Consider the following 25,240-nt stretch of genomic DNA (forward strand, 5'->3'; position numbering starts at 1 on the left):
CCGTAGTGAACGGAAAAGTTAAGGGAAGGAGGAATAGGTTCTGTCAATCTTGTCTTTACAAGAGGATATGCCCAGAATGGACATAACTGATTTTTAACTCTTGCCTATATTTGCCTCTTTTTGCATTTACTAGAATGGACATAACGAACTTTTAACGATTTTAGTAGTTCAGAGCCACAGATATTTAATGAATGGACATAACTGATTTTCAACTAATTTCCCCCTCTCCTGCTTTTTCCTAGTAATCGCGGAGTTGACATAACGGACTTTTAACTTTAATATTGGTAGAGGCTTAACATAAACGGGTAGGCTAGATTGCAACAGTCTTGGATTATGGTAGAGGCTTAACATATTTTAACTCATGGAAGAGTTATGAAATGACAAAATGAATTTCCCAAATGCTGTAAACGAATGGGGAAAATCAACAAAAGATTTAACGCGTATACGGAAAAAAGCCTTTACTAGGATGGTGTTCAAAGATGTAGTTACTTAACATGTCCCTACCGCAGAAAAGCCTTTAAGAGAATGGAGGGAAAATCAACCAAAAGCGGATCTTTAACTTTAAGGCATTGATAATACAGAAACAGTGGGTGAATTCTCTGAGGTGGTTTAAGGCATTGAAATTAAAGGGCTGAAAAAGTTCTACTCAGCACTAAAGGTTGTATGAAAGGATGTAGTTAACGATATGAACGCATTACATACTTAAATGGCATGAAAGACAACAGAGGCCCTAGTATCTGGTATACCTCGCGTAGAGTCTTTATGGTATGAGATAATTTGTGGGTAATAAGATTAGAAGGGCTGGTACTGAGTGGAGTCTTTATGGCATGAAATTATTCTTAATGTCAATTTCTCGCTCACCTCTTCCATGTCTTTATGGCATGAAATGATTCTGGACAATGGGGGATAGTGACAAAAGGTATGACAATCTCAAATAGAGGTGGTATAATATAATGGGGAATGGTGAGATTTAAGTCCAGTACCTAGACCTATTGGATAAAAAGAGGTAATCTGATCCAGACTGATACTGAAGATTGGATCTAATATGTCCATTGGATAAAAAAGGAATAGTGACAAGAAAGAAAGAGTGAGAACAAATGGTAGTTGATATCTGGATAACAGTGAATAGTGACAAGCTAATTGCTCGAATCCTTACGACGTGAGGTAATACACAAATAATTTTTTGCCATAGCAAAATCTGTAATATTTTCACTTCTTCTCTTTTTGCCATAGGAGTCGTTACGAGATGAGAGGAGGACTCGGTTGATGAAAGAGCCGTTTTGACACTTTGGCTTTTAGTTGTTATGACATGAGAGAAGGCTCACTCAGAAATCTAACTCGTTAGTCCCATAAGTTGTTATAAAATGAAACGCTCAGAGTTATAGCAATAACCCTGGTATTCAACACGTTTTCTTCAAACAGATGAAAGGCAAGGAGTTTAGCCCTTCCTCTATAAAGTCACCAAAATTCATGGTTATGACAAGCCAAAAATTCCAGCAGAAACAATAAAAATGTAGTACCAGAATTAGTACTTTTCTTAATTTTCATGCTTTTGGCGAGAAAATAAAAATGTAGTACCAGAATTAGTGGTCATTATAACGAGAGAGATTATTCTAGCCGTGATGACACAAAAACACTACCTTACCAACTACTCCACAAATATCTACCCCAGTTGTGATACCACTAAAACCAATTCACGTATGTTTGCTCCATCTTTCGTTGTCATGCTACTAAAACACGGTACTAACAGCACCGTGACCATCGTATCCACCATACTTTCGTTGTCATGCCACTAAATCCAGGTTTTCATTGATAGGGAAGGTAACAGGCAGACTTTCGTTGTCATGTCACTAAATCTATAAATACTTTACAAAGAGTAGTGTCACTTGAGAAAAACCAAATTAGGTAACATGGACCCCCTCATAACGCTCACATTTTAGCCAGTACACTGATTACGAGAAAAATAAATTATTATACAGATAACATGCACCTAATCTAATTAAGTACGAGAAATTACTTAGGTTTATATACAAATGGCTCAAAGTCCACCCCTTCAGCAATGAAGTTCTTAGTCTTAACCCCCATCGCGTAAATATGTCCCCTTATACTCCTTTTCCCCTTATGTAGAGTCTCATATAGGTGCTTAGTCAAGTATCTTAAAGATTCCTTAGTCAAGTAACCTGAGTTATCTAACTTTAGCCTAACCCTCCTACTAACTGATATCACAGAGTGAACAGCCACAGGTTTGAACATTTCCGAGAAATCATAAGTCAAAGCCGTCCTACCTGGGTATTCAGTATGCATTACACCTGCATATGGATCAAGACCAGAGGCGATCAGTGAGTGTGTACTGAGAGCATATATTATCGAATATGCGTAATCCACAGCCCTGTTTACTTCGTCTTGGTTTCTCGGTTTTCTCCCTGGAAACGACTCAGGCAAAAATTTCTTTAGCTGCTCCCAACAAGTCTTACTCATCTCAGCCTCCACAGACCTCAATTCGTCTACAGTGTTCGCATTATCAATCTGCTTTAGATCAAGGTCTATCTCGATAGGGACCTTGGTAAGGTACATGAAGTACTTCGCCAAATTGGTCATTCCCATTACCTTTCCCTTTATAAACTTCTTAGCAAGATAGAGCTTCATGTCATCACTCATCGTGTAAAACTTCCTCCTTACGTTGACAAGTGAGTTTAGAAATGGGGAAACGAGGACTACGTCTTTCCTCTTATTGTGTATGAGGACAGGTATGTTAAGGCTTGAAAGAAACAGAATTACATCAGACGTGAGCCTAACATTACTACCAACAATGACTACTAACTCTAAGTCAAGAGTAGAGATAGTCAAGTTCTTTCCTTCAGACCATACTACTTGAATATCCGAACCCTTCCTTGTAACTGTTGCGTTTTTTATAACTAATATAGACATAATAGAAAATTCTGTCTCAAAGATATAAACATTACCGTCAGCTATCGTTCTCTTTGGTATTATGGACTCCCTTCCGGACCCGTGCGGGGATAGCTTTAGGGTTACCCTAAAATTGCCTAAAACCCCCTTCCGTACCTAAGGGAAGAAAATGGATAAGGAAGGAAAGAAAATATTTATAAACGAGGAAATAAGAATGTAAAAATGATGAACACAACGACCAGTACTAACGACAAGAAACTAAAACTTTATACTCAAAAGCCTTCTTAATTAAATTTACATAGTACTAACGACAAGAAACTAAAACGAGTAAGGAAATATCTTATGCGGACTTACGGAAAGGTACTAACGACAAGAAACTAAAACATCTTTTTGCTGGCACAATACCTTTCAATGCGATGGTAGTACTAACGACAAGAAACTAAAACACGGCACCAGTAAAGTCCCCACTTTGTGCTAATTGATTGTACTAACGACAAGAAACTAAAACCGGGAGGAGATGCGGGAGGAGGAGGAGGCGGAGGTACTAACGACAAGAAACTAAAACGAAGACATAACGCACACTATCCACTTACCGGGAAGCCCGTACTAACGACAAGAAACTAAAACATTAAGAGTTAACGAGTTGAAAAAACAGCTTAAAAAGTACTAACGACAAGAAACTAAAACAATTACTAAATGGATTCATAAGGGGAATAGTAAAAGTACTAACGACAAGAAACTAAAACAGTTTTCTGAATACGTCTATCTCTGATGTTAAGAGTACTAACGACAAGAAACTAAAACGAAGCATAGGATAGAGAGCGCAATAGTTACTGTATTGTACTAACGACAAGAAACTAAAACTCAGTGCAGACATAGGACTGTTCGGGATTTGGAGTGTACTAACGACAAGAAACTAAAACACAGACAACTGATAAGTGCGGTAGACTTACGCGTGTACTAACGACAAGAAACTAAAACAACCTTCTCTTTGGGCATCTTAAGAATTATCATCTGTACTAACGACAAGAAACTAAAACACAACTTTGACATGACAGCTTGCATCTTTGGTTGTGCGTACTAACGACAAGAAACTAAAACTTGGTAAACTGTATGATATATGAATGCGTATAGGTGTACTAACGACAAGAAACTAAAACAGTGGTGGAGGTGCTCTCAGGGATGAGGCTGTATGGGTACTAACGACAAGAAACTAAAACAAATAAAGCTAAAACACTGGGATAAACTACCTCCAGGTACTAACGACAAGAAACTAAAACTAAAGAGCGTGTTTGATAATTTTATTAGCTATTTGTACTAACGACAAGAAACTAAAACGAGTATGCTCTTTACTACCGTAGACTTGCCCATCCCCGTACTAACGACAAGAAACTAAAACTGAAAGTAAGGGCTCAACTATAGCTTTTACTATCATCATGTACTAACGACAAGAAACTAAAACTTCGTGGTAGTTGCTCCCAATGCTGTTATTTCTAATATTGTACTAACGACAAGAAACTAAAACACCAATGAGTGTGGTGGTCAAGGTGAAAGTGGTTTGTACTAACGACAAGAAACTAAAACATTGATATCTTGCAAGGAGGATTAGACCCACTCACAGTACTAACGACAAGAAACTAAAACGAAAATGTCCCTAGCATTAATATAAATAGCCGTACTAACGACAAGAAACTAAAACTATCTTTGGGAGTAATCTGTCCTTCAATCCAATTGTACTAACGACAAGAAACTAAAACAGTTCCAGCTGGAATCTGAAAAGAGTTAGGGTTTTGGTACTAACGACAAGAAACTAAAACCGAGGGGCTTCGTAGCAGATAATTATGGTCAAGTGTACTAACGACAAGAAACTAAAACCCACTCAGGATTAACAGTCTACTGGGGAGTGTACGTACTAACGACAAGAAACTAAAACAGGTAATCTGTCAGTATCTTTCGGATAGCCTCTGAGTACTAACGACAAGAAACTAAAACAGTATTGCCACATAGGACGTCCAGTCTGTTCAAATGTACTAACGACAAGAAACTAAAACGGTATCCCTACTGTCCAAACAAACGTGTCTGCGATTGTACTAACGACAAGAAACTAAAACTAGAGCCCCCAGACCCCAGACCCCAGAGTACTAACGACAAGAAACTAAAACAATAACTTGTTGTTGATGAAATTGCTAAAATACTCCAGTACTAACGACAAGAAACTAAAACCTATTGGCACTGATCTAAGTAGATTTGCATCTCCTATAGTACTAACGACAAGAAACTAAAACCATCTTCAGCTGCATTTGGAAACAGATTCTCATTCCTGTACTAACGACAAGAAACTAAAACATAGCTACTAAATGTGGTGTGGCATGGGCTTCTTGAGTACTAACGACAAGAAACTAAAACATAGATACATATATTACTGAAACTTCACATCAAGCATTGTACTAACGACAAGAAACTAAAACAATGTTCTTAACAACCTTAGTTTTTTTGAACATCGTACTAACGACAAGAAACTAAAACTTAATTCCAACCAAATATAGGTATAAAGTACTCCGTACTAACGACAAGAAACTAAAACACGAGACTGCTGAAGAACTAGCCCAAGCCTTAGCGTGTACTAACGACAAGAAACTAAAACCTATCTGATGCCACAAAAGCACCTACTGGGTCTATGTACTAACGACAAGAAACTAAAACATCACTTTCGATAATCCTCAAGAAATGGAAAATTATGTACTAACGACAAGAAACTAAAACTTACATCAATGTTGATGAGAATAACAATATCAAAGTACTAACGACAAGAAACTAAAACTGTGTTAAATTTCCTCCGACTTCATTTCCACCACCTGTACTAACGACAAGAAACTAAAACTACGTGACACCATTAACTGTCCATTTATTTGTATTTAGTACTAACGACAAGAAACTAAAACCGGGAGGAGATGCGGGAGGAGGAGGAGGCGGAGGTACTAACGACAAGAAACTAAAACGAAGACATAACGCACACTATCCACTTACCGGGAAGCCCGTACTAACGACAAGAAACTAAAACATTAAGAGTTAACGAGTTGAAAAAACAGCTTAAAAAGTACTAACGACAAGAAACTAAAACAATTACTAAATGGATTCATAAGGGGAATAGTAAAAGTACTAACGACAAGAAACTAAAACTATGGATCCCAGTCGCCAGTATAACCGTTACAAAAGAAAGTACTAACGACAAGAAACTAAAACTCTAACGCTGATTTTACTGAATTAGGGCTAGTCATAGTACTAACGACAAGAAACTAAAACTAGAAGGTTTGCATTAACAGTTCTGGTAACCTTCTGTACTAACGACAAGAAACTAAAACTTCGGTAACCTAGAGAAGGAAGCATCTACCGCGGTTGTACTAACGACAAGAAACTAAAACATATTTTATATATTTCGAAAAGTACTAAAAAGTAGTACTAACGACAAGAAACTAAAACACCACTTCTGGTACATATACCTTTAATAGTAGTACAAGTACTAACGACAAGAAACTAAAACACATATACATTAACGTAAGCAGCTATTTCGATTTGTACTAACGACAAGAAACTAAAACGGTGAGCGTTTTTGCTATGCCGAATGGTTGTCCTAGTACTAACGACAAGAAACTAAAACAGTGGTGTCCAATCTGTAAATGCTAATATACTAAAGTACTAACGACAAGAAACTAAAACCCGGAGTTCTCGCGGTAAAGAGTCCTCCCACATTAGTACTAACGACAAGAAACTAAAACTTAGGAGCCACTGTTCCAGAACCACCTGAGCCAGAGGGTACTAACGACAAGAAACTAAAACTCACAATAAAACACATTTTCCTTACCAGCTACAGTGTACTAACGACAAGAAACTAAAACGTTATAATAGTTGTTACATCCAAAAAATGAATAAAGTACTAACGACAAGAAACTAAAACGGAGGAAGTGCTAAGCTGTTGAAGTTCTGGGTCTTCATGTACTAACGACAAGAAACTAAAACTTAGTAAAAAATTCTACATTTGATGTAAACATTTTAGTACTAACGACAAGAAACTAAAACTGCGTAAGATTTCCACCAACTTCATTACCACGTACTAACGACAAGAAACTAAAACTTATGTCTTCAACTCCCCTTATTATAGGAGAAAGGTACTAACGACAAGAAACTAAAACTGCAGACGTCTGTAGTTTTACAGTATAATAATATAGAAGTACTAACGACAAGAAACTAAAACTTGAACAGTAAGCCTTATCAAACGGCATATCCAGATGTACTAACGACAAGAAACTAAAACCTGTAGTTGTTTCCCGTATTGGTAAATAGGAGAAAGGTACTAACGACAAGAAACTAAAACTCAAACTTCTCGGTGAAGAGGACATGGAATGCAGGGTACTAACGACAAGAAACTAAAACGTGCCGGTAGTGCCGGTGCCGGTGGTAGTGGTGGGTACTAACGACAAGAAACTAAAACTTTCCACCATTAAGCGTATATGATGTGCCGTTAAGCGTTAGTACTAACGACAAGAAACTAAAACCCGAAGTGTAGACAGTCTGAGTAAGATTTCCACGTACTAACGACAAGAAACTAAAACCCCTGAGTTCAGTTTGAGTCTGGTTTGGTAAGGTAGGTACTAACGACAAGAAACTAAAACATATGGCTATTTTTAGAGCTACAATTTCAACTGTTTGTACTAACGACAAGAAACTAAAACATTTTCGAAATGCCTTAAGCCCTAACTCGATTTCGTACTAACGACAAGAAACTAAAACAGAAATTTTAATGTGGGGGGTGTATTTACCGCGAGGTACTAACGACAAGAAACTAAAACGAAAATCCCGAGAATTTTGATCCGCTTTTAGACTTTGTACTAACGACAAGAAACTAAAACTACAGGCTAGCATGCCCAATCATCTACCTTCAGGGTACTAACGACAAGAAACTAAAACTAGCTCCAATTTGGTAATTCTACAGACCAGTTGAAGTACTAACGACAAGAAACTAAAACAGAGATCGACAAAGACATTAGGGAACCTAATGAAGTACTAACGACAAGAAACTAAAACATAAAAATTTCCACAAGAGAAAGCTGAAAAAAGAGTACTAACGACAAGAAACTAAAACAATAACTCTGGTACTGGTATCAGTAATTCTAATCCATATGTACTAACGACAAGAAACTAAAACTTACATGGTATTGGGTAGGTACAGTTTGGGACAGAGGTACTAACGACAAGAAACTAAAACAATCTTGTTTCCATTAACGCGAGAGCTTCCTCTTTTGTACTAACGACAAGAAACTAAAACTGTACATAGAGAGATGGGGCGATTTTGTTAGAAGCGTACTAACGACAAGAAACTAAAACCTAGTAACCTTCTGGTATTCATATAATAATGGAATATCGTACTAACGACAAGAAACTAAAACTATCTACAAATCGTGTTGTTTAACGATCTCAAAAGGTACTAACGACAAGAAACTAAAACAATCCAAATGATATTATTCAGATGAAATTAATTGTGTACTAACGACAAGAAACTAAAACATAAACGTAATTGAATGGGACGGCGTATCGGACATGTACTAACGACAAGAAACTAAAACGCATCAGAAAGGACTTCTGGTTTAGTGGGATATTATGTGTACTAACGACAAGAAACTAAAACCCGACACTGTATCGCTCTCCGTGGACTGACCCACAGTACTAACGACAAGAAACTAAAACGTTAACCCGTTAGATACTAGTGGAAACATTAAGGTGTACTAACGACAAGAAACTAAAACTGGTCGCTACCCGCATAGACCTTCCAGGCAGCCGTACTAACGACAAGAAACTAAAACATGAAAGATGTTACCATGTGGGATAATCATACCTGTACTAACGACAAGAAACTAAAACATCTCTAGTTTCCAAAGTAATAAAGGGGTTATCAGAGTACTAACGACAAGAAACTAAAACATGAGAGATGGAAGATTGATGATAATTCCAATAAAAGTACTAACGACAAGAAACTAAAACAATACTCATATGATTAAGATAACCGGGGTGGTATATAGTACTAACGACAAGAAACTAAAACTCCATCCCCTAAATTCTGCGTTTTGTTTCTTTACTTGTACTAACGACAAGAAACTAAAACAAAATGAATCTATCAATAATATATGGTTTTCTCCAATGTACTAACGACAAGAAACTAAAACTCGCCAAGCATCGATGGTTACGTCGTATTTTACAAGGTACTAACGACAAGAAACTAAAACAATTAGTGCGGTAGATTTAAGGGTTAACGTATTGCAGTACTAACGACAAGAAACTAAAACAACACAACCACATTGAACTATAACTATACAAAACGTACTAACGACAAGAAACTAAAACTCTTTTTCATTATTTTTGCTCTGGTATAGACGTCTTGTACTAACGACAAGAAACTAAAACTAAGACTTATCACGCCAGTAACAAATATCCGCTTATGTACTAACGACAAGAAACTAAAACCCTTATTTACCCAGTAAACATAGAGTCCACTAAGTACTAACGACAAGAAACTAAAACGAGTATCTAAGGGGGTCAAGATAGGATATATTAAGTACTAACGACAAGAAACTAAAACTCACGATGAGAACCGAGGGAAAAAAGGCATATTGTACTAACGACAAGAAACTAAAACTATTTCTGAAATCACTGGCAACTACATCAGCGAAGTACTAACGACAAGAAACTAAAACTTTATGTTTTTGAACCTCCGGATCATCAAAATCGATAATCTTGTACTAACGACAAGAAACTAAAACGCCATTGAGTCAAGTTAGAGACATAGTTGCTACAAGTACTAACGACAAGAAACTAAAACATGTGAAAAAAGGGAGACAGCGAAAAAGATAATAGGTACTAACGACAAGAAACTAAAACTGGCTTAGGGACTTAATATATCCATGTGGTTCCGTTCCAAATGTACTAACGACAAGAAACTAAAACCTCTCATCTCAGCAAATAATGCCACTTTCAACAGGGTGTACTAACGACAAGAAACTAAAACCTAACACCCCCACCACCAAAAAACCCCGGTAAGGGTACTAACGACAAGAAACTAAAACATCGAGAGGAATAAGCGGATATTTGTTACTGGCGTGATATGTACTAACGACAAGAAACTAAAACTCCATGGGTTGTCCTAGCATTTCGTAATCCTCAGTACTAACGACAAGAAACTAAAACACACTACACAATAGATATCGCTGATCGTGAAATGCTGTACTAACGACAAGAAACTAAAACTAGTTGCTGCTCTAATTTCTTAAGCCTTAGTTTGTACTAACGACAAGAAACTAAAACTTCTGGATCGCTTGGACTGCTGTGGTAGTAGTCTGTGTACTAACGACAAGAAACTAAAACATTGCTTGCCAGATCGTTGAGCAAAGGTGATGATGTGTACTAACGACAAGAAACTAAAACTAGCGCATATTCCAGTTGCTTGTAGATTCCTAAATCGTACTAACGACAAGAAACTAAAACGCCAATTCTCTGTTGGTAGCATCTCCTAGTGTAAAGTTGTACTAACGACAAGAAACTAAAACAGTGGAATCCAGGCTACAACCAATATATTAGTGTAGTACTAACGACAAGAAACTAAAACACTTGGACTGATGCAGTACCCCCAGTAATCGCCTCATAGTACTAACGACAAGAAACTAAAACCTAAATCCAAACATCTCTGAAAGCTTATCGGTAAAGTACTAACGACAAGAAACTAAAACTAAAAACGACACGATGGTAGTGCAAACGGTTGAGAGTACTAACGACAAGAAACTAAAACATAATGAGGGCTGGCGCTGCGCGGTTTGAACTGAAGGGTACTAACGACAAGAAACTAAAACGCTCCTAGGGACTATTGGAGGGGCATTTATCTTAAGCGTACTAACGACAAGAAACTAAAACGAGGAGGGTAGGTTTGTGGGATGGCGATATCTTAGTACTAACGACAAGAAACTAAAACTTGTTCTCCCCATCTGACACTGTACCTTTCAGAAGTACTAACGACAAGAAACTAAAACCAAAATCCTAATTCTTTTCAAATTCCAGCTGGTAGTACTAACGACAAGAAACTAAAACACCTTAATATTATTAGTTTGGTAAATGATCTCTTGTACTAACGACAAGAAACTAAAACTGGCTTTTCCAATACCCCCACAACAACAATATCATCGTACTAACGACAAGAAACTAAAACACGAGTATGTCTGCATAAAAACAAAACAAAGGTATTTTGTACTAACGACAAGAAACTAAAACATTACTCACAATTGGTGTAGTTATAATTATCCTATTGTACTAACGACAAGAAACTAAAACTGTTTTAATTTAGGATTTATTGGTGAATATGCAATTGTACTAACGACAAGAAACTAAAACTTTCAACGTATTTGTATCCAAAATCTTGTTGACGAGTACTAACGACAAGAAACTAAAACATGAAAATGAGATACGCCGTCTTAGATCAAAACAATGTACTAACGACAAGAAACTAAAACATTAGCCGTAAAGCATTTACAAGGACAAACACAATGTACTAACGACAAGAAACTAAAACTGGTAACCCAACTTATGAAATTGCCCCCATACCAATTGTACTAACGACAAGAAACTAAAACGCAAGCTGCCGGAGTACCAGGTTGTCTCCAGGCTAGGCTTGTAGTACTAACGACAAGAAACTAAAACGTGGTTACAGCAGCTTTCCCAGTGTTATCTTGTACCAATATATTGTACTAACGACAAGAAACTAAAACATTTCAGGGTTCTCTCCTAGCTCGATCCACGCTTTGTACTAACGACAAGAAACTAAAACATAGCAGAAGGTGGTATGTTAAACATAGTAGCAGCGTACTAACGACAAGAAACTAAAACTACTTGCCGTTAAGCCTGAAAACACTGCCATTGATTGTACTAACGACAAGAAACTAAAACTTTGACGCTCCTGCAGGACTTCGATTCGAGATAGTGTACTAACGACAAGAAACTAAAACACATAAATCTGGGGGCTACTGATTTTCATGGCTTGTACTAACGACAAGAAACTAAAACTTGTAGGGAACAAGATGTTGAGTTTGCCGAAGAGATTGTACTAACGACGAGTGTGTGGACAACAATTTCATCCACCCCCTTAAAATTCAATTTTATTCCAACTTATGTCAATAGATTTCGAGTAAACTGTGTTGAGGAATATTTTTAACCATCTCGTCATTGTGTTTCTTGTTAAGTAAGGTGAGTGCTAGGAAATCAAACCCATTCATCTTCTCGCCCTAATAAAATAACTTAACCCTAAAAATACTTTTCCACAATAAAGAAAATTCAATTTATATCAACTAAATTGTTGTCCACACACACGCTATGAGTAAATCAAGTTAAGTAGATATAGATCTAAAAATAAACTATGGATGTAAGTGTCTTAAATACTGATACTTAATTTACGTTGCCATTACATAAGTAGTTGCTAAAGACTAAAAAGGATCCGACCAAAAACTTAAGTGTAACTTATGCATGTTAGACATTCTTGCTTCATGCCTTTTGACTCTAAATTATGCAGACTGAACCCCAGCCTCTATCAGTTAGATATCCTATCCCTTCTTGAAATATTGAGTTCTTGTTAACCTCAACATTAAGCTTAACCGTTGGCATGAGTCCCAGTTTCATTTGTGATCTCTTCCCTCTCTCGAAACCTAAGGATACAACCCTATACGTTATTTTACCTTCTATAGCTTCGATATTGACTTTTTTATCATCCCAGCTTACTATATTATCATCATCTCTTGGATCAACTATGGCGGGAGAGGCTAGTAGCACTTCATTCCTTCTTATAAGCTTTCCCACATCGTCAAAGTCTATTACTTGGATTTTCGCTGGTCTTGACTCTCCTCCAAAAGGTGCAACAAAGCCATTTATCTTATCCTTGACATGTTCATCAAGAGAAACGTCTATCAGTACTCCATACCTCTTCGCTTTACTTATTATTTTATTTGCAATTAATTGTAGGTTAAGCATCTTCTCCATGTATATGTATCCCTCTTTTGTGATTTTCTTTTTTCTATCTAAGCCTATACCTAATCTATGCTCATACCAACCCTCATCAGTTTTAATATTTATGTCATTATTGCATCTCAGTTTTTGGGGATATGAATGGACACATAAGACCTTTTCTGTTTCACTCTCTACGTAAAATAAGGGACCTCTAAACTTTGGTACTGGATCATTGTCCTTTATTATGTTATTTATCACCAAGGTATATTTCAAGAACCCATAGATAGTCGATGGTAGGGGTAATGGCTCATAATACCCTGTATTAATAGACCCTGAAATTAATATTGAGCTTACTCCTCCCCACCTAAAAATCGTAGAGCTTATTGGAGTTATGAGGAGATACATAGGCATCACCTAAAATAAGTCCGCAAGCGACGAAATCATGTTGAGATAAGCCTCCTTTACCTTATCTTTAACTATAATACATTCTCCTAAATCCGTTATTTGAGATATCATTTTTAAAACGCTTTCGGAGACTTTATCGTTCTTAGCGTTCCTGGAGACAGTCCTCTTAACTAATGACTGATAAATCTCTGTATATAGATTAGCCTTATCACATGCTAGGACCGCATAGTCCTCAAGTGCCAGCGAATCATATATGAAGCTCCTTGATAAATCTTTATTCCTTATTTTCTCGTCTATAGAGTTTATGAGGTCAATAAATTGAAGTTCAATTTTATTCCCTTCACTCATCTTCAAGGCGGAAAACTCCAATTTAGCCATCCCCCTGCCCGATGACACGAACAATACGTCCTTTCTCTTTATCTCATTCTTCTCCGTCTTATTCATCTCCCCTTCCACTCTTATATCGTCAGTCCTTATCACTTCATCTTTTAATTCTAAGTAATAGTTAGCTAGGGATATAGACATAGTCAGCGGATCCCTATAGTGTGCTATAAATAATGCATAACTTCTACCGTAGGTCCTCAAGGAGTCTACTACTATCCCATTAAATGACTTAAACCCGTCAAACTCAGTGTTCGGATTGTCTGAGTATTCCCAGTAGGCTTCTCTAGTCTTCTTAACACTATCTAATACCACAAACTTATCCATATACCTTACTGGAGATAGTGCCAATATATCATCTCCTCCCAGGTAAATTGGGTATGCCCTATTTTCCTCAAGGAGCTGTTTATCTACTATAGCTTGCATAGTTAGTGTCCTTGAGAGGGTGTAAGCATACGACATGGTTATAGGGACACTTTCTAAATTTTCATTAGTATTATATAGCTTCTTTCTAGCATCTTTTATCTCATCCTCCACCTTATTTACATCCAGTTCTATCGTGTACCCTATTTCTTTTAAATATCCTAATACTGTATTTAAGTACTCTTTTAGAGTCATGAGTTTACCTTCCTTTGATAATAATATCCCTTTCCATAACTTCCCTAAATTATCCCCGTTAGCCTTCACAATAGCAAAGTAAAGGTTTCCATATTTCTTTAGGTTTTCTTTGTCAAGTATAACAAGCTTTTCACACGCTTCTTTGTTCCCAGAGTAACACTTACAGTAATTTTCCGCGATTGCCGGGGTTTCAAATAACTTGTTTATCCAATCTTCTTTAACACCTATTTCTTCACTGGAGTCAGTCGAAACTAAATTTCTTACTTCGTCTTTCATGTGATAAGCAAAGTTTAACATTGCTAACTCTGATGTAGAGGGGAACCTCCATTTATACTGACTTATCAGAAGATCTAGTTTTTGCACAACGTTAGATATTACTTTACCCTTTAGTAATCTCTTTATTGCGCAATATGGACATAGCCTATCCTCGGCGTTATTATCCTTCACGTCCAACTTGTCCCCATTATCATAAAGTATAGCAGGAAGTACCCCACATACTGTACAGATCTTGAAATCGGTTTTTTGAGTAAGTTTCTCTATAGTCTTAATTATTCTACTCCCGTAAGAGTACTTCACCTTAGTGTACAGTAAAGCTTTATTCAATAAGTATTCAAAGAAAAGAGAATAGGTCAGAGGTGGAGTGTGATCACAACTAATCTCAGCTCTTACCTTTTCAGAGAACTCCTTGTATATCTCACTTACCTTAAAGACCTTTACAATTGGTCTTATTGGAGGGATCTTCTTAGCCTCTTCAAAATATTCTTTTTCTAGTTCTTGTTCTTGAGGAATTTCGATTCCTTCCAACGCTATTTCAGCTATTGTTCTCCAAACTTCATTAAACCCATTATATACTTCGTCAGTTATTTTAGTCTCATCTTCCTCTGGAAGTAGCAATATTACTCTCTCTGACATCATGGCTATCCTAGGGTAATCTGTTAAACCTGCGTATTTTTTGGCGTACTCCTTAACTTCCTCCTTTACGCTTTTAGAGACTGAGTTATATAGCCACGCTATAAAGAAGTGGTTTAAGCTAAGCTCTGGCCTTAAGACAACGTCTGGACCATATCTCTCTACAAACCCCTTTATAGAATTCCATAAAAGGACGGATGTGAGCCAGCTCGATGCCCACAAATCCCTCGACTTCCTACTGTATGATATAAACTCTTGAATTGAAGGGATCTCTATTACCACGATGGATCCCTTGAATTTCACTTTACCTCTTTCACAGCTTATTATGTTAGTCATCGCTGCAGTAGCGATAGCGTGATCAAAGATTGTATGAGTTGGAACTCTTGTATCAGCTAAGGGAGGAGTATTAGGAAAAATTTCATACCATAGTAGTGGTGCTAAGAAGTAGACTAAATGATACTTAAACTTGTTTTCCTGGTTTACGATCTTACTCAGCTTATCTACGTATTGTTTAACTTGATTTTCTGATACATTTCTTTGGCTCTGGCTCCTAAACCTGTATTCTGGAGAGAATAAGTTTAGTTTAAAGGATATTTCAGTGACTATATTGGACTCTTTTTTATTACTGCTATACAGCTCGCTTATTACCCATCTATCTATAGTAGATGATAACTTATCAGCTATCTTAACATATTGTGGGAATGAGTTATTAATTCGTATCCCTAATTTTTCTAATAGTTCTTTAGCGTCTGCTTCGTGGCCTCCACTATCAGCCAAGAACGTCTTTCTCTTAGCTATATTCCACGCTTTCCAAGGGGGGTCATGAAAATAAGCAATCATTTTGTGGTCTAGGGACATGTTTGATTAACCTCCAATAGTTCTAAATCACCATAACCCCTACTGGTCCTCCTACCCCAACCTGACTTCATTGAGAGAATTAAGGCTCTAAGTAATGTGATAGTAACGCTTTCCTTCAAGTTAGATTTACACTCTTCTAAGACTTCTTTATCGAAGGCTATAAATGTCTTGAACTTGACCCCTTCATTTATGGCTAAGAACTTGACTGGCACGGGCTGAACATCATACTCGTCTTTAGCCCTACCATAGTGCGGGTTTATAATATCATATGTAAGGATACTATTTTGAGGAGCTTCAATTGGATAAGCGTCGAGGAAGATCACTTTACCCACTCCCCCTTTACTACCAAAGACACAATCGGTCAATACACCGTTGTTAGTAAGTTCCATAAAATGGTCCCTCAATATTCCTTTGATTTCGGAAGCTGGTATATAGGGGGAGTCTAATATGAGGTCCCAAGCTAATGGTACTTCAGTTATGAAATATAAGAGGCTCCACCCAGCAATGAACTTACGTAATGTTTTAAAAGTGAGAGTCATATAACATAGGTCAGAGTTCTTCAGAGAGGTTTCTAAATCGTTTAAGTGGGCCTTAATCAGATCATAATTTGGATTATAATTTATCAAATCCCTCATTATATCGTCTTTCAGTTTAGCCTTATCTTTAGTACACCTTATCTCAATCCTATACCTCTGAATTGCACTTAATAGATTATTGGGCATTTCTTACACCACGAGGCTATTGAGTATTACTACCTCCACATAAATCTTTCTTTATTAAGTTCAATAGCTCCCTTGTATAGTTTTGTATAAGACCTTTCAACCTATCATCGTAGTAGTTCACATTTGAATTCCCAAATGATAAATTACTCTTCTTATTAGCAAGCCGTAGTTCAACATTGTACCAGATCTCATCCTTATCCACTTTTGACGAAATTATATCAGCTACTTTAAGTCTATGCTTCCCTGTTTTCTTGTGCTTACCTATGTGTACAATTTCTTTACTTTGATTCAAATTATCATAAAACGATAAGAACGGTAATATATATATATCATAGGAATTATCCTTCTTGACGGGTGTAACTATGAACATTGACTGCCTTCTCAACATAGTAAGATGCTTCCCGTTATCCTTAAAGTAACCGGTGTCTCCCACATTTCTGGGAAGACCAAAGATCCACGTATGTATATATGGAGCCGGTTTCTTTTTGCGATCGTTTTTATGTTCTATTCGGTATACATATATCTTGAAATTTGACTTTAAGAAAGCATCTTGAATTATTTTTAATGCAATAATTACATCGCTCTTATTACACTGAGTATTAGTTATCACGTCCACCGCCTCATTATTACTCTTGTCCACTAAAGGTGCTAACGGTACTGCTGAATTTTCCCATTTGTTGACTTTATTGGTCTTAACATTCTTATTAAAATTGTTATAAAAGGTTCTGAAGGCTTGCTGTATGTCACCGCTGATTATGCTTTTACATATATTATCGGCGACCTGGAGGTTGCAGTTCAGTGGAAGGAACCTACCAAATCCTCTATTAGCCCCCTTTCCTATCCCTATATATGCTAAAGTGATTAAAGTCCCCCCGACAATTAACTCGTCATAACTCGTATTATTTGACGTCCTCAAGATCTCTAACATAAAATGCATTTCATCTAATGGGAGATAATCTTGCTTATCGTCCTTCCCCATTAATACTAATTTTACCCTTGCTAAGTCTGAGTATTTATAATTTTGCGTTCTTGATTCACAGTCCTTCACCTTAAACATGTATTGAGATGCATTATTAGTAGAGCCCAAAATTTTAGATACATATCCTTCAGCTTCATCATAACTACTTAGATCATTAGCTGAGAACCTATTATAGACCGTTCTGAGGAACCACCTGAGTCTGCCCACTATTTCGTCCTCATCTACGCAACTTGAAGTATGCCCCTCATAATCTCCTCCCCACCAAGGAGTCACAGACTTAAAATTGATTCTTGCGGCAACCCTTTTCTCGTAGTAATTATTCACTTCCTGTTTTAGAGAATCTAGTAGGGACTTTGGATCTATGGTCATAATGGTAACGCCTCCAATACCTTTTTCAACTCATATAAATATGGTAAGAGTAGCCTTTCATCCCTAAAGTCAACGTTATCAGTTATGTTCAAAAGCTCAGTATAAAGCTTATCGTCAGATAAGGAGTCAAGGTTAGGAATAGGTTTACCTATTTTCTTTAGCGCTTTGATCAAGATTGATATATACCCAGTATAACCCACACCCTCATCTTTTTTTACCTCATCGCACATATCTTCAAGAGATTTCTTGTCATCAGATTCTATATACTTTAAGACATTCTTTAGTTTTTTGTAATTTTCTACTTTTGAGAGGTAGAACATAAATGCAGATGAAAAACCGGCTGTAAGCATTAGGGAAGGGAAATCAACTGCTCTCCTCACCAGACCCGCCTTCTTATCTTGCTCATAAGCGTTTGCTTTTTCGCTCTTTTTACCTTCGTCACTAGCTACACATCCTACTACTTTCCTACCAATATCAGCCGCAAATTTAACGTACTCATTATTCATGAAATTCACCTTTAAGACTTCTTACATTCTATTACCTTCATCTTTATAAGACCCTTTCCAATAGTCTCCTTACCTCCTATGAATACCGCCTTGTTGTTAAAATTTTCCAGAAACTGCTTGGCAACGTCATTACCACTTTTAATAAGATCCTCGCATACACTATTCTCTCTATCCCCATCTATAACTCCTCCTATTAATATTGTACCGTGGGGTATGTACTCTTCGGTCCAGATATTGTTAGACTTTTTAGTCTTATCTACAAGCACGTTTCTTGTAACTCTAATTAGTGAGGACTCTACGAGTTGTAAGCCTATCTCGTTATCTAGTACGTAGCTCTTTTCCCTAATGAGCTTACCAAGGTTTCTGATCTCGTCAGTTAAAGTAAGTACTTTCTTACTACTCACACTGCCTAGGAGTACGCTTATACTTTTACTTTTATCCTCGTTATCCTCTTTATATAGAGATTTAAAGTCACATTCGAGAACACTTAAAAGGTCTTCCACCCTATTAATCAGATACTCAGTAGTAATATACACGTAACCTTCATTTAAGCTAGCTGTGGGGTATAATATTGGTATGAGATCCGTTAATATAAATTTTCCCATGTTAGAGGTATCTTCTGTCTCGCTCCCGAAAACACAAGTAGCCAAATCTTTTTTATTCTTCTGGAGAAGGTGGGACTTTAACACTCCCTTAAAACTTGAACCATAGATTATTGGGTACCCCATGGAGTCTCTCTGGAACGGTAGATCTACTACTCCGGGAGACCTCCCAGCACCTACATGCACTGGCGTTACAGCATAGGAAAGAAATAAGTACTTCGACCCCATTATTATTTACTCTACAAAGGATAATATAAACATTTATGGAACCTAGTTAATGAATTTCTGACCCTTTAATATGAGATCTATCACAAACAACTTTATATTTATTAGTCTCAGTTCCATACATGCGGACGTAGTACTATTATATCGTGTAAACGATGCTAGCCCATTTACTCCCACCTCCTTTAAGGACATCACCTATACACTACATTGTGTACACCTCAAGGTACGCGCGATAGCCGTCAATCGCCTACGCTTGGGCTAATTTACATCTCTTAAATATCTTCACTTCCGAGAACACTGCGAGCATTTTTAGACTATTAAATCTTGTATATCTCCTCTTCATTTCAGATTGCATTGCTCAATAAGTCATGAAAGCTGTATCTTTTTCATTACTATCATCATATTTGAGCTAACTTGATGAGTAAAGGGTAATTATCATCTATACTTCCACTTAAGGTGACAATTATTACTCTAAGGTACGTACCCTAAGCCCTTAATCTGTATACGGCCCCCCTAACTTGACCACATACGTAATAATTGTTAACTTATTAGCTTTTTCGTAACTTAACTATTAGATTCCCAAAACAATAAATTACTTCGTATTATGACGGCTTATACAAACTCAAACCTCACCACAAAATACTAGTTATTCATTGTCTCCTCTTACTACAACCATTCAACTAATAAACTAGGTTTACGGAACTGAGACAATTAGAGAATTAAACCTCTTTCTCCTTTTTATAATACATCTTTAAACCGGCTAAAAACTTGAAGAGTCTCCCCCCACCAAAGAGTGCACACTCAACTGTCTCTTCTTCACAACTCTATTCCTTATCTGATTGTCAGTCATGTTAACTGTCCTTTTCCCCTTAGATAGTTTACTTCATCGATTCATCTTTATATTTCTCGTGTATCGAGAGAATCAGAGAACCATTTTTTATGGGGAAGTGTTATATCTTCCAATCCCTTGTGGGACGCATCGTAGTATATTCCCAGTTTACTTCAATGTATCAAGTTTTGTCTTTCAATCCCTTATGGGATGCATCTTGACAACTTAACAGTAGACGATATCTATAAGCTAATAAGCTTTCAATCCCGTTTGGGATGCATCTCTTCTACTTGAGTCCACATTCGGACTTGACCTCTTCGGCTTTCAATCCCGTTTAGGATGCATCTTTACGCAATAACAGCATATGTTCAACTGCCTACTGGCTTTCAATCCCGTTTGGGATGCATCTTTAATTCTCCAACTCCTTCAACATAGTAAGCTACCTTTCAATCCCGTTTGGGATGCATCGAAAAAGTACTGCGGAAATAGGGAATAAAATTATAAATCTAACTTTTAATCCCGTTAAGGATGCATCAGAGTTTTTTTGGTAAAAGAAGGTAAAAGTATAAAATTTGACTTTCAATCCCGTTAAGGATGCATCAAATGTGTGAAGCACAAATCGATCCCCAAATCCAGGAATTCTTTCAATCCCGTTAAGGATACATCTCGTGTTCTTAGCCAATTTGTACAACAAATAACAAAGTGACTTTCAATCCCGTTAAGGATACATCTTGAGCAGACACAGGAATAGCATGGGTTGGAACAATTTAGCTTTCAATCCCGTTAAGGATGCATCGAGGAAGATAAGGACACTGATCCTCGTAACTGATGGCATCTTTCAATCCCGTTAAGGATGCATCGGAACCGTATAAGGAATACATACATAGGGCATGGGGGACCTTTCAATCCCGTTAAGGATGCATCAGGTGGTGAGACATTCCTTTACCTAAATCAAACTATAACTTTCAATCCCGTTAAGGATGCATCAGATCCACCTAGCGTTACTAAGTTTACGGAAAGAGAGACTTTCAATCCCGTTAAGGATGCATCGGGATCTTTGATGTAATTTACGGTCTATCGTTCCTAGGCTTTCAATCCCGTTAAGGATGCATCGTGAACTGGGATTACTAAAGTGGGAAAATGAGGATAAGCACTTTCAATCCCGTTAAGGATGCATCAAGCCACAATATTATGCTTTAGCAAAAATACAAGTACATACTTTCAATCCCGTTAAGGATGCATCGTCTATTATATGTCACTGATTACCAATGTTAAAATTGACTTTCAATCCCGTTAAGGATGCATCTCATATAAGCTGTATGATTGCCATACAATTTTGTAAACCTTTCAATCCCGTTAAGGATGCATCAGTAAACAAACATTTGCTCTAGTTCAGCAGAGCACACAGTTCTTTCAATCCCGTTAAGGATGCATCCATACCGAATGGGGCACAGAGTCACAATGTTGCTTATGTCTTTCAATCCCGTTAAGGATGCATCAAAAAATCAATTTCTATAGTATAAAGATTTTAGAAGAAATCTTTCAATCCCGTTAAGGATGCATCAAAAAAATATGATATAAACTTTTTATACAAAAGATTTCTATTCTTTCAATCCCGTTAAGGATGCATCCAGTCTCAAACCACACAAACCCAAATTAAACAAAAAATCCTCTTTCAATCCCGTTAAGGATGCATCTTGATGAGAGCAGACCCAGTAACAGCTATGAATTCTTTTTACTTTCAATCCCGTTAAGGATGCATCTTTTTTTATACGCAGATGTTAATAAACTGAAAATAGTTTACTTTCAATCCCGTTAAGGATGCATCGTTTGGATGCTGGGTCTGCACCGTAGTCAAGAACGATACTTTCAATCCCGTTAAGGATGCATCTATAAAAGGTTTATTAATATACGTTTTCATAATTTCTTTCTTTCAATCCCGTTAAGGATGCATCAGGGTGGCTAATGAGAGATGGTGAAACTGTTGAGATACTTTCAATCCCGTTAAGGATGCATCCGGACATACTAATAGCGCTTAGCCAAGAACCTTTAACAACTTTCAATCCCGTTAAGGATGCATCTTGCAGAGTTCACAGGTCACAAGTTAACTAAAAGACCTTTCAATCCCGTTAAGGATGCATCAGTAAACAAAATGTGTTGGTCTACAAACTTAATGTCAGAGATCTTTCAATCCCGTTAAGGATGCATCAAATCACTATTTTTTAGACCTATGTTTTTACAAAATTATACCTTTCAATCCCGTTAAGGATGCATCACAAAGAGAGCTATGAGCTTGGCTGTGACTGTCATGACTTTCAATCCCGTTAAGGATGCATCATATTCTCTTCTAACACTTCATAGTCTTCTAATGTGTTGCTTTCAATCCCGTTAAGGATGCATCCATCCCTATTAACATTAAGGATCCCAGAGGATGGGCCTTTCAATCCCGTTAAGGATGCATCAAAAGGCTAGTAGTTAAAGATGAGCTCAACGTTTACGTCTTTCAATCCCGTTAAGGATGCATCTGTGATGAATATTATTCGTTATGAGCCCCTAGATTTTAGCTTTCAATCCCGTTAAGGATGCATCACTATTTTTCTCTTGATGTGCCCCCTAAATTTTGTGAACCCTTTCAATCCCGTTAAGGATGCATCAATATCTCACTGATCTTATACTTTATCATTCCAATCTCCTTTCAATCCCGTTAAGGATGCATCTGCGAGATAAGGAAAGGAGTCCAGCAATCGAATCAATCTTTCAATCCCGTTAAGGATGCATCTAAAGATTATTACCTTATTATAAGGGTGAAACAAATGACTTTCAATCCCGTTAAGGATGCATCTTAAAGTCAGTGATTGGTAATAGGAAAATTATTGGACATTTCTTTCAATCCCGTTAAGGATGCATCAAGAGGATAGCTGAGAAGTTTAAAGAGAAATATGGAGTCTTTCAATCCCGTTAAGGATGCATCGTTGAGAGTAAGACCTAGGGAAGGGTTTGATATATTTGCTCTCTTTCAATCCCGTTAAGGATGCATCTAAAAGGTGCGGATAAGGGTAAAAAGTACGTATTAGACTTTCAATCCCGTTAAGGATGCATCCTAGCGTTGAAACGTAACATCACTAGGAGCGAGCTTATACTTTCAATCCCGTTAAGGATGCATCAAAAAACTAATTTTTCGATTTTTTCAAAAAGGCTTAACTTTCAATCCCGTTAAGGATGCATCGTTACTCACGACATGGTCTTTTCGGCAATAAAGAGATTAACTTTCAATCCCGTTAAGGATGCATCAAACCTATGGAAAATTAACCCCTTAAACTTCAAGATGTCTTTCAATCCCGTTAAGGATGCATCCCAGATACATCGCCAGAAGGTACACCGAAACTGTTATACCTTTCAATCCCGTTAAGGATGCATCTGATTTCTTGTGATCTTATGCGAAATCTTGCGAAATCTCTTTCAATCCCGTTAAGGATGCATCAAAGAACCTGCAGGAACTCTGGCACGGGATAAAAAATAGCTTTCAATCCCGTTAAGGATGCATCATCAAGGTAAACCCTCAGACTATATAGTGACTCCTTCCCTCTTTCAATCCCGTTAAGGATGCATCTTGTTTACTCCCCAGTGTACACTTAATAAAAAAAGGACTTTCAATCCCGTTAAGGATGCATCCTAATATAATCTAGATCTTTGCCCTCCATTTTATAATAACTTTCAATCCCGTTAAGGATGCATCGCTGGGCCAACGACAGAAGCTACATCTTTCATTGCATTATCTTTCAATCCCGTTAAGGATGCATCATATTCAAAGTGCGTATACTTATAAACTCTCTGACATTTTCTTTCAATCCCGTTAAGGATGCATCCTTCTATAAACTGTTGAATTTCCTCTTTTGTCCCAATAACTTTCAATCCCGTTAAGGATGCATCATATCATTCCAGCGGATCAAATGGGAAATCATATCCACGTAACTTTCAATCCCGTTAAGGATGCATCTGATTTGTTTATTAACCCCTATGCCTTATCTTCTCCTTCCCCTATAATAAATTTTACTTTACTCACCTTCCCCTATCATGCGAGGGTTTTTCCTAGTAATAGTCTTTAACGTTTTTCCCTCGCATGGACTTTTAATTTATTTGAAAGTTTGGGTTAATTTATAAACGTTTAATTCACCAAATGATTATCGCAACTCTCGCATTGAGACTCATACTTTCACACTTTTAAACCACTTAATGAAGACGGATAAATACTGTTTGAATTAACGTACATTAGGGTTGTTACATCGTAATAAGACGTTTAAAGATTTATTGAAAATGATAGAATATATAAAACGATTTTTAAGACTACGTTATAGTTATGTTTATAAAGAGGCTTAAATAAGCGCGTTGTAACGTAAAAATTGGATTGACGTTAGAATAAAAAGGTTTTATTAGGATATAAAATCTATTCTTCTTATATCTAAATAAATCTATATTTTCCCCCTTTTATATATACTATACACGTGAATTAGCAATAATTTTTACTTTATATATACTATACACGTGAATTAGCAATAATTTTTACCCATATTTTTCTGTATCTTTTGCTTTTCTTTCATAGTTGAGGAAAGCTTCATAGGTGGGGATGTAAAAAATATTTCCATTTTGTGGTGTGTGGACAACAATTTGGTTGTTTTGATATAAATTGAATTTTCTTTAGATGGAAAAGTATTTCGTGTGAGGCAACTCATCTATTGGGACGAGTAGATGAATGGGTTTGATTTCCTAACACTCACCTTACTCAACAAGAAACACAATAACGAGATGGCTAAAAATATTCTTCAACACAATTTACTCGAAATCTATTGACATAAGTTGAAGTGGACAAAATTGTTGTCCACAAACCTCGTCTGTGTAGA

7 protein-coding genes and 2 CRISPR repeat arrays are annotated in these 25,240 nt (G+C 36.9%); all 7 genes read right to left on the reverse strand.

From position 1 onward, the window contains the following. Nucleotides 1-2,013: 2,013 nt before the first annotated feature. Entirely contained in the window at nt 2,014-2,928 is a 915-nt protein-coding gene (gene cas1 / locus DMP16_RS00465; protein ID WP_069284490.1) for a CRISPR-associated endonuclease Cas1, read from the reverse strand. A 220-nt stretch (nt 2,929-3,148) separates the two neighbouring features. Next, nucleotides 3,149-12,067: a CRISPR direct-repeat array (repeat unit 24 nt; unit sequence GTACTAACGACAAGAAACTAAAAC). A 428-nt stretch (nt 12,068-12,495) separates the two neighbouring features. Continuing rightward, complete coding sequence (locus tag DMP16_RS00470; protein WP_069284491.1) at nt 12,496-13,344, reverse strand: type III-B CRISPR module-associated Cmr3 family protein; 849 nt, start codon at nt 13,342-13,344, stop codon at nt 12,496-12,498. Between the two features lie 9 nt (nt 13,345-13,353). Then, nucleotides 13,354-16,110, reverse strand: coding sequence for a type III-B CRISPR-associated protein Cas10/Cmr2 (cas10, locus tag DMP16_RS00475; protein WP_069281281.1), 2,757 nt, complete (start codon nt 16,108-16,110; stop codon nt 13,354-13,356). Next, nucleotides 16,101-16,832, reverse strand: coding sequence for a type III-B CRISPR module RAMP protein Cmr6 (cmr6, locus tag DMP16_RS00480; RefSeq protein WP_069281282.1), 732 nt, complete (start codon nt 16,830-16,832; stop codon nt 16,101-16,103). The genes cas10 and cmr6 overlap by 10 nt, the downstream gene beginning before the upstream one ends. A gap of 16 nt (nt 16,833-16,848) precedes the next feature. Further along, the gene (gene cmr1, locus DMP16_RS00485; protein WP_069281283.1) at nt 16,849-18,180 is read right to left on the reverse strand and encodes a type III-B CRISPR module RAMP protein Cmr1; all 1,332 of its coding nucleotides are present in this window, start codon (nt 18,178-18,180) and stop codon (nt 16,849-16,851) included. Then, entirely contained in the window at nt 18,177-18,686 is a 510-nt protein-coding gene (locus tag DMP16_RS00490) for a hypothetical protein (protein ID WP_069284492.1), read from the reverse strand. Before DMP16_RS00490 ends, cmr1 begins: the two co-directional genes overlap by 4 nt. Before the next feature lie 11 nt (nt 18,687-18,697). After that, complete coding sequence (gene cmr4, locus DMP16_RS00495; RefSeq protein WP_069281284.1) at nt 18,698-19,516, reverse strand: type III-B CRISPR module RAMP protein Cmr4; 819 nt, start codon at nt 19,514-19,516, stop codon at nt 18,698-18,700. Between the two features lie 953 nt (nt 19,517-20,469). Next, nucleotides 20,470-24,339: direct repeats of the CRISPR family, unit length 25 nt; unit sequence CTTTCAATCCCGTTAAGGATGCATC. Nucleotides 24,340-25,240 lie beyond the last annotated feature (901 nt).

This window comes from Sulfolobus sp. B1, assembly GCF_007050195.1.
Taxonomy (GTDB): domain Archaea; phylum Thermoproteota; class Thermoprotei_A; order Sulfolobales; family Sulfolobaceae; genus Saccharolobus.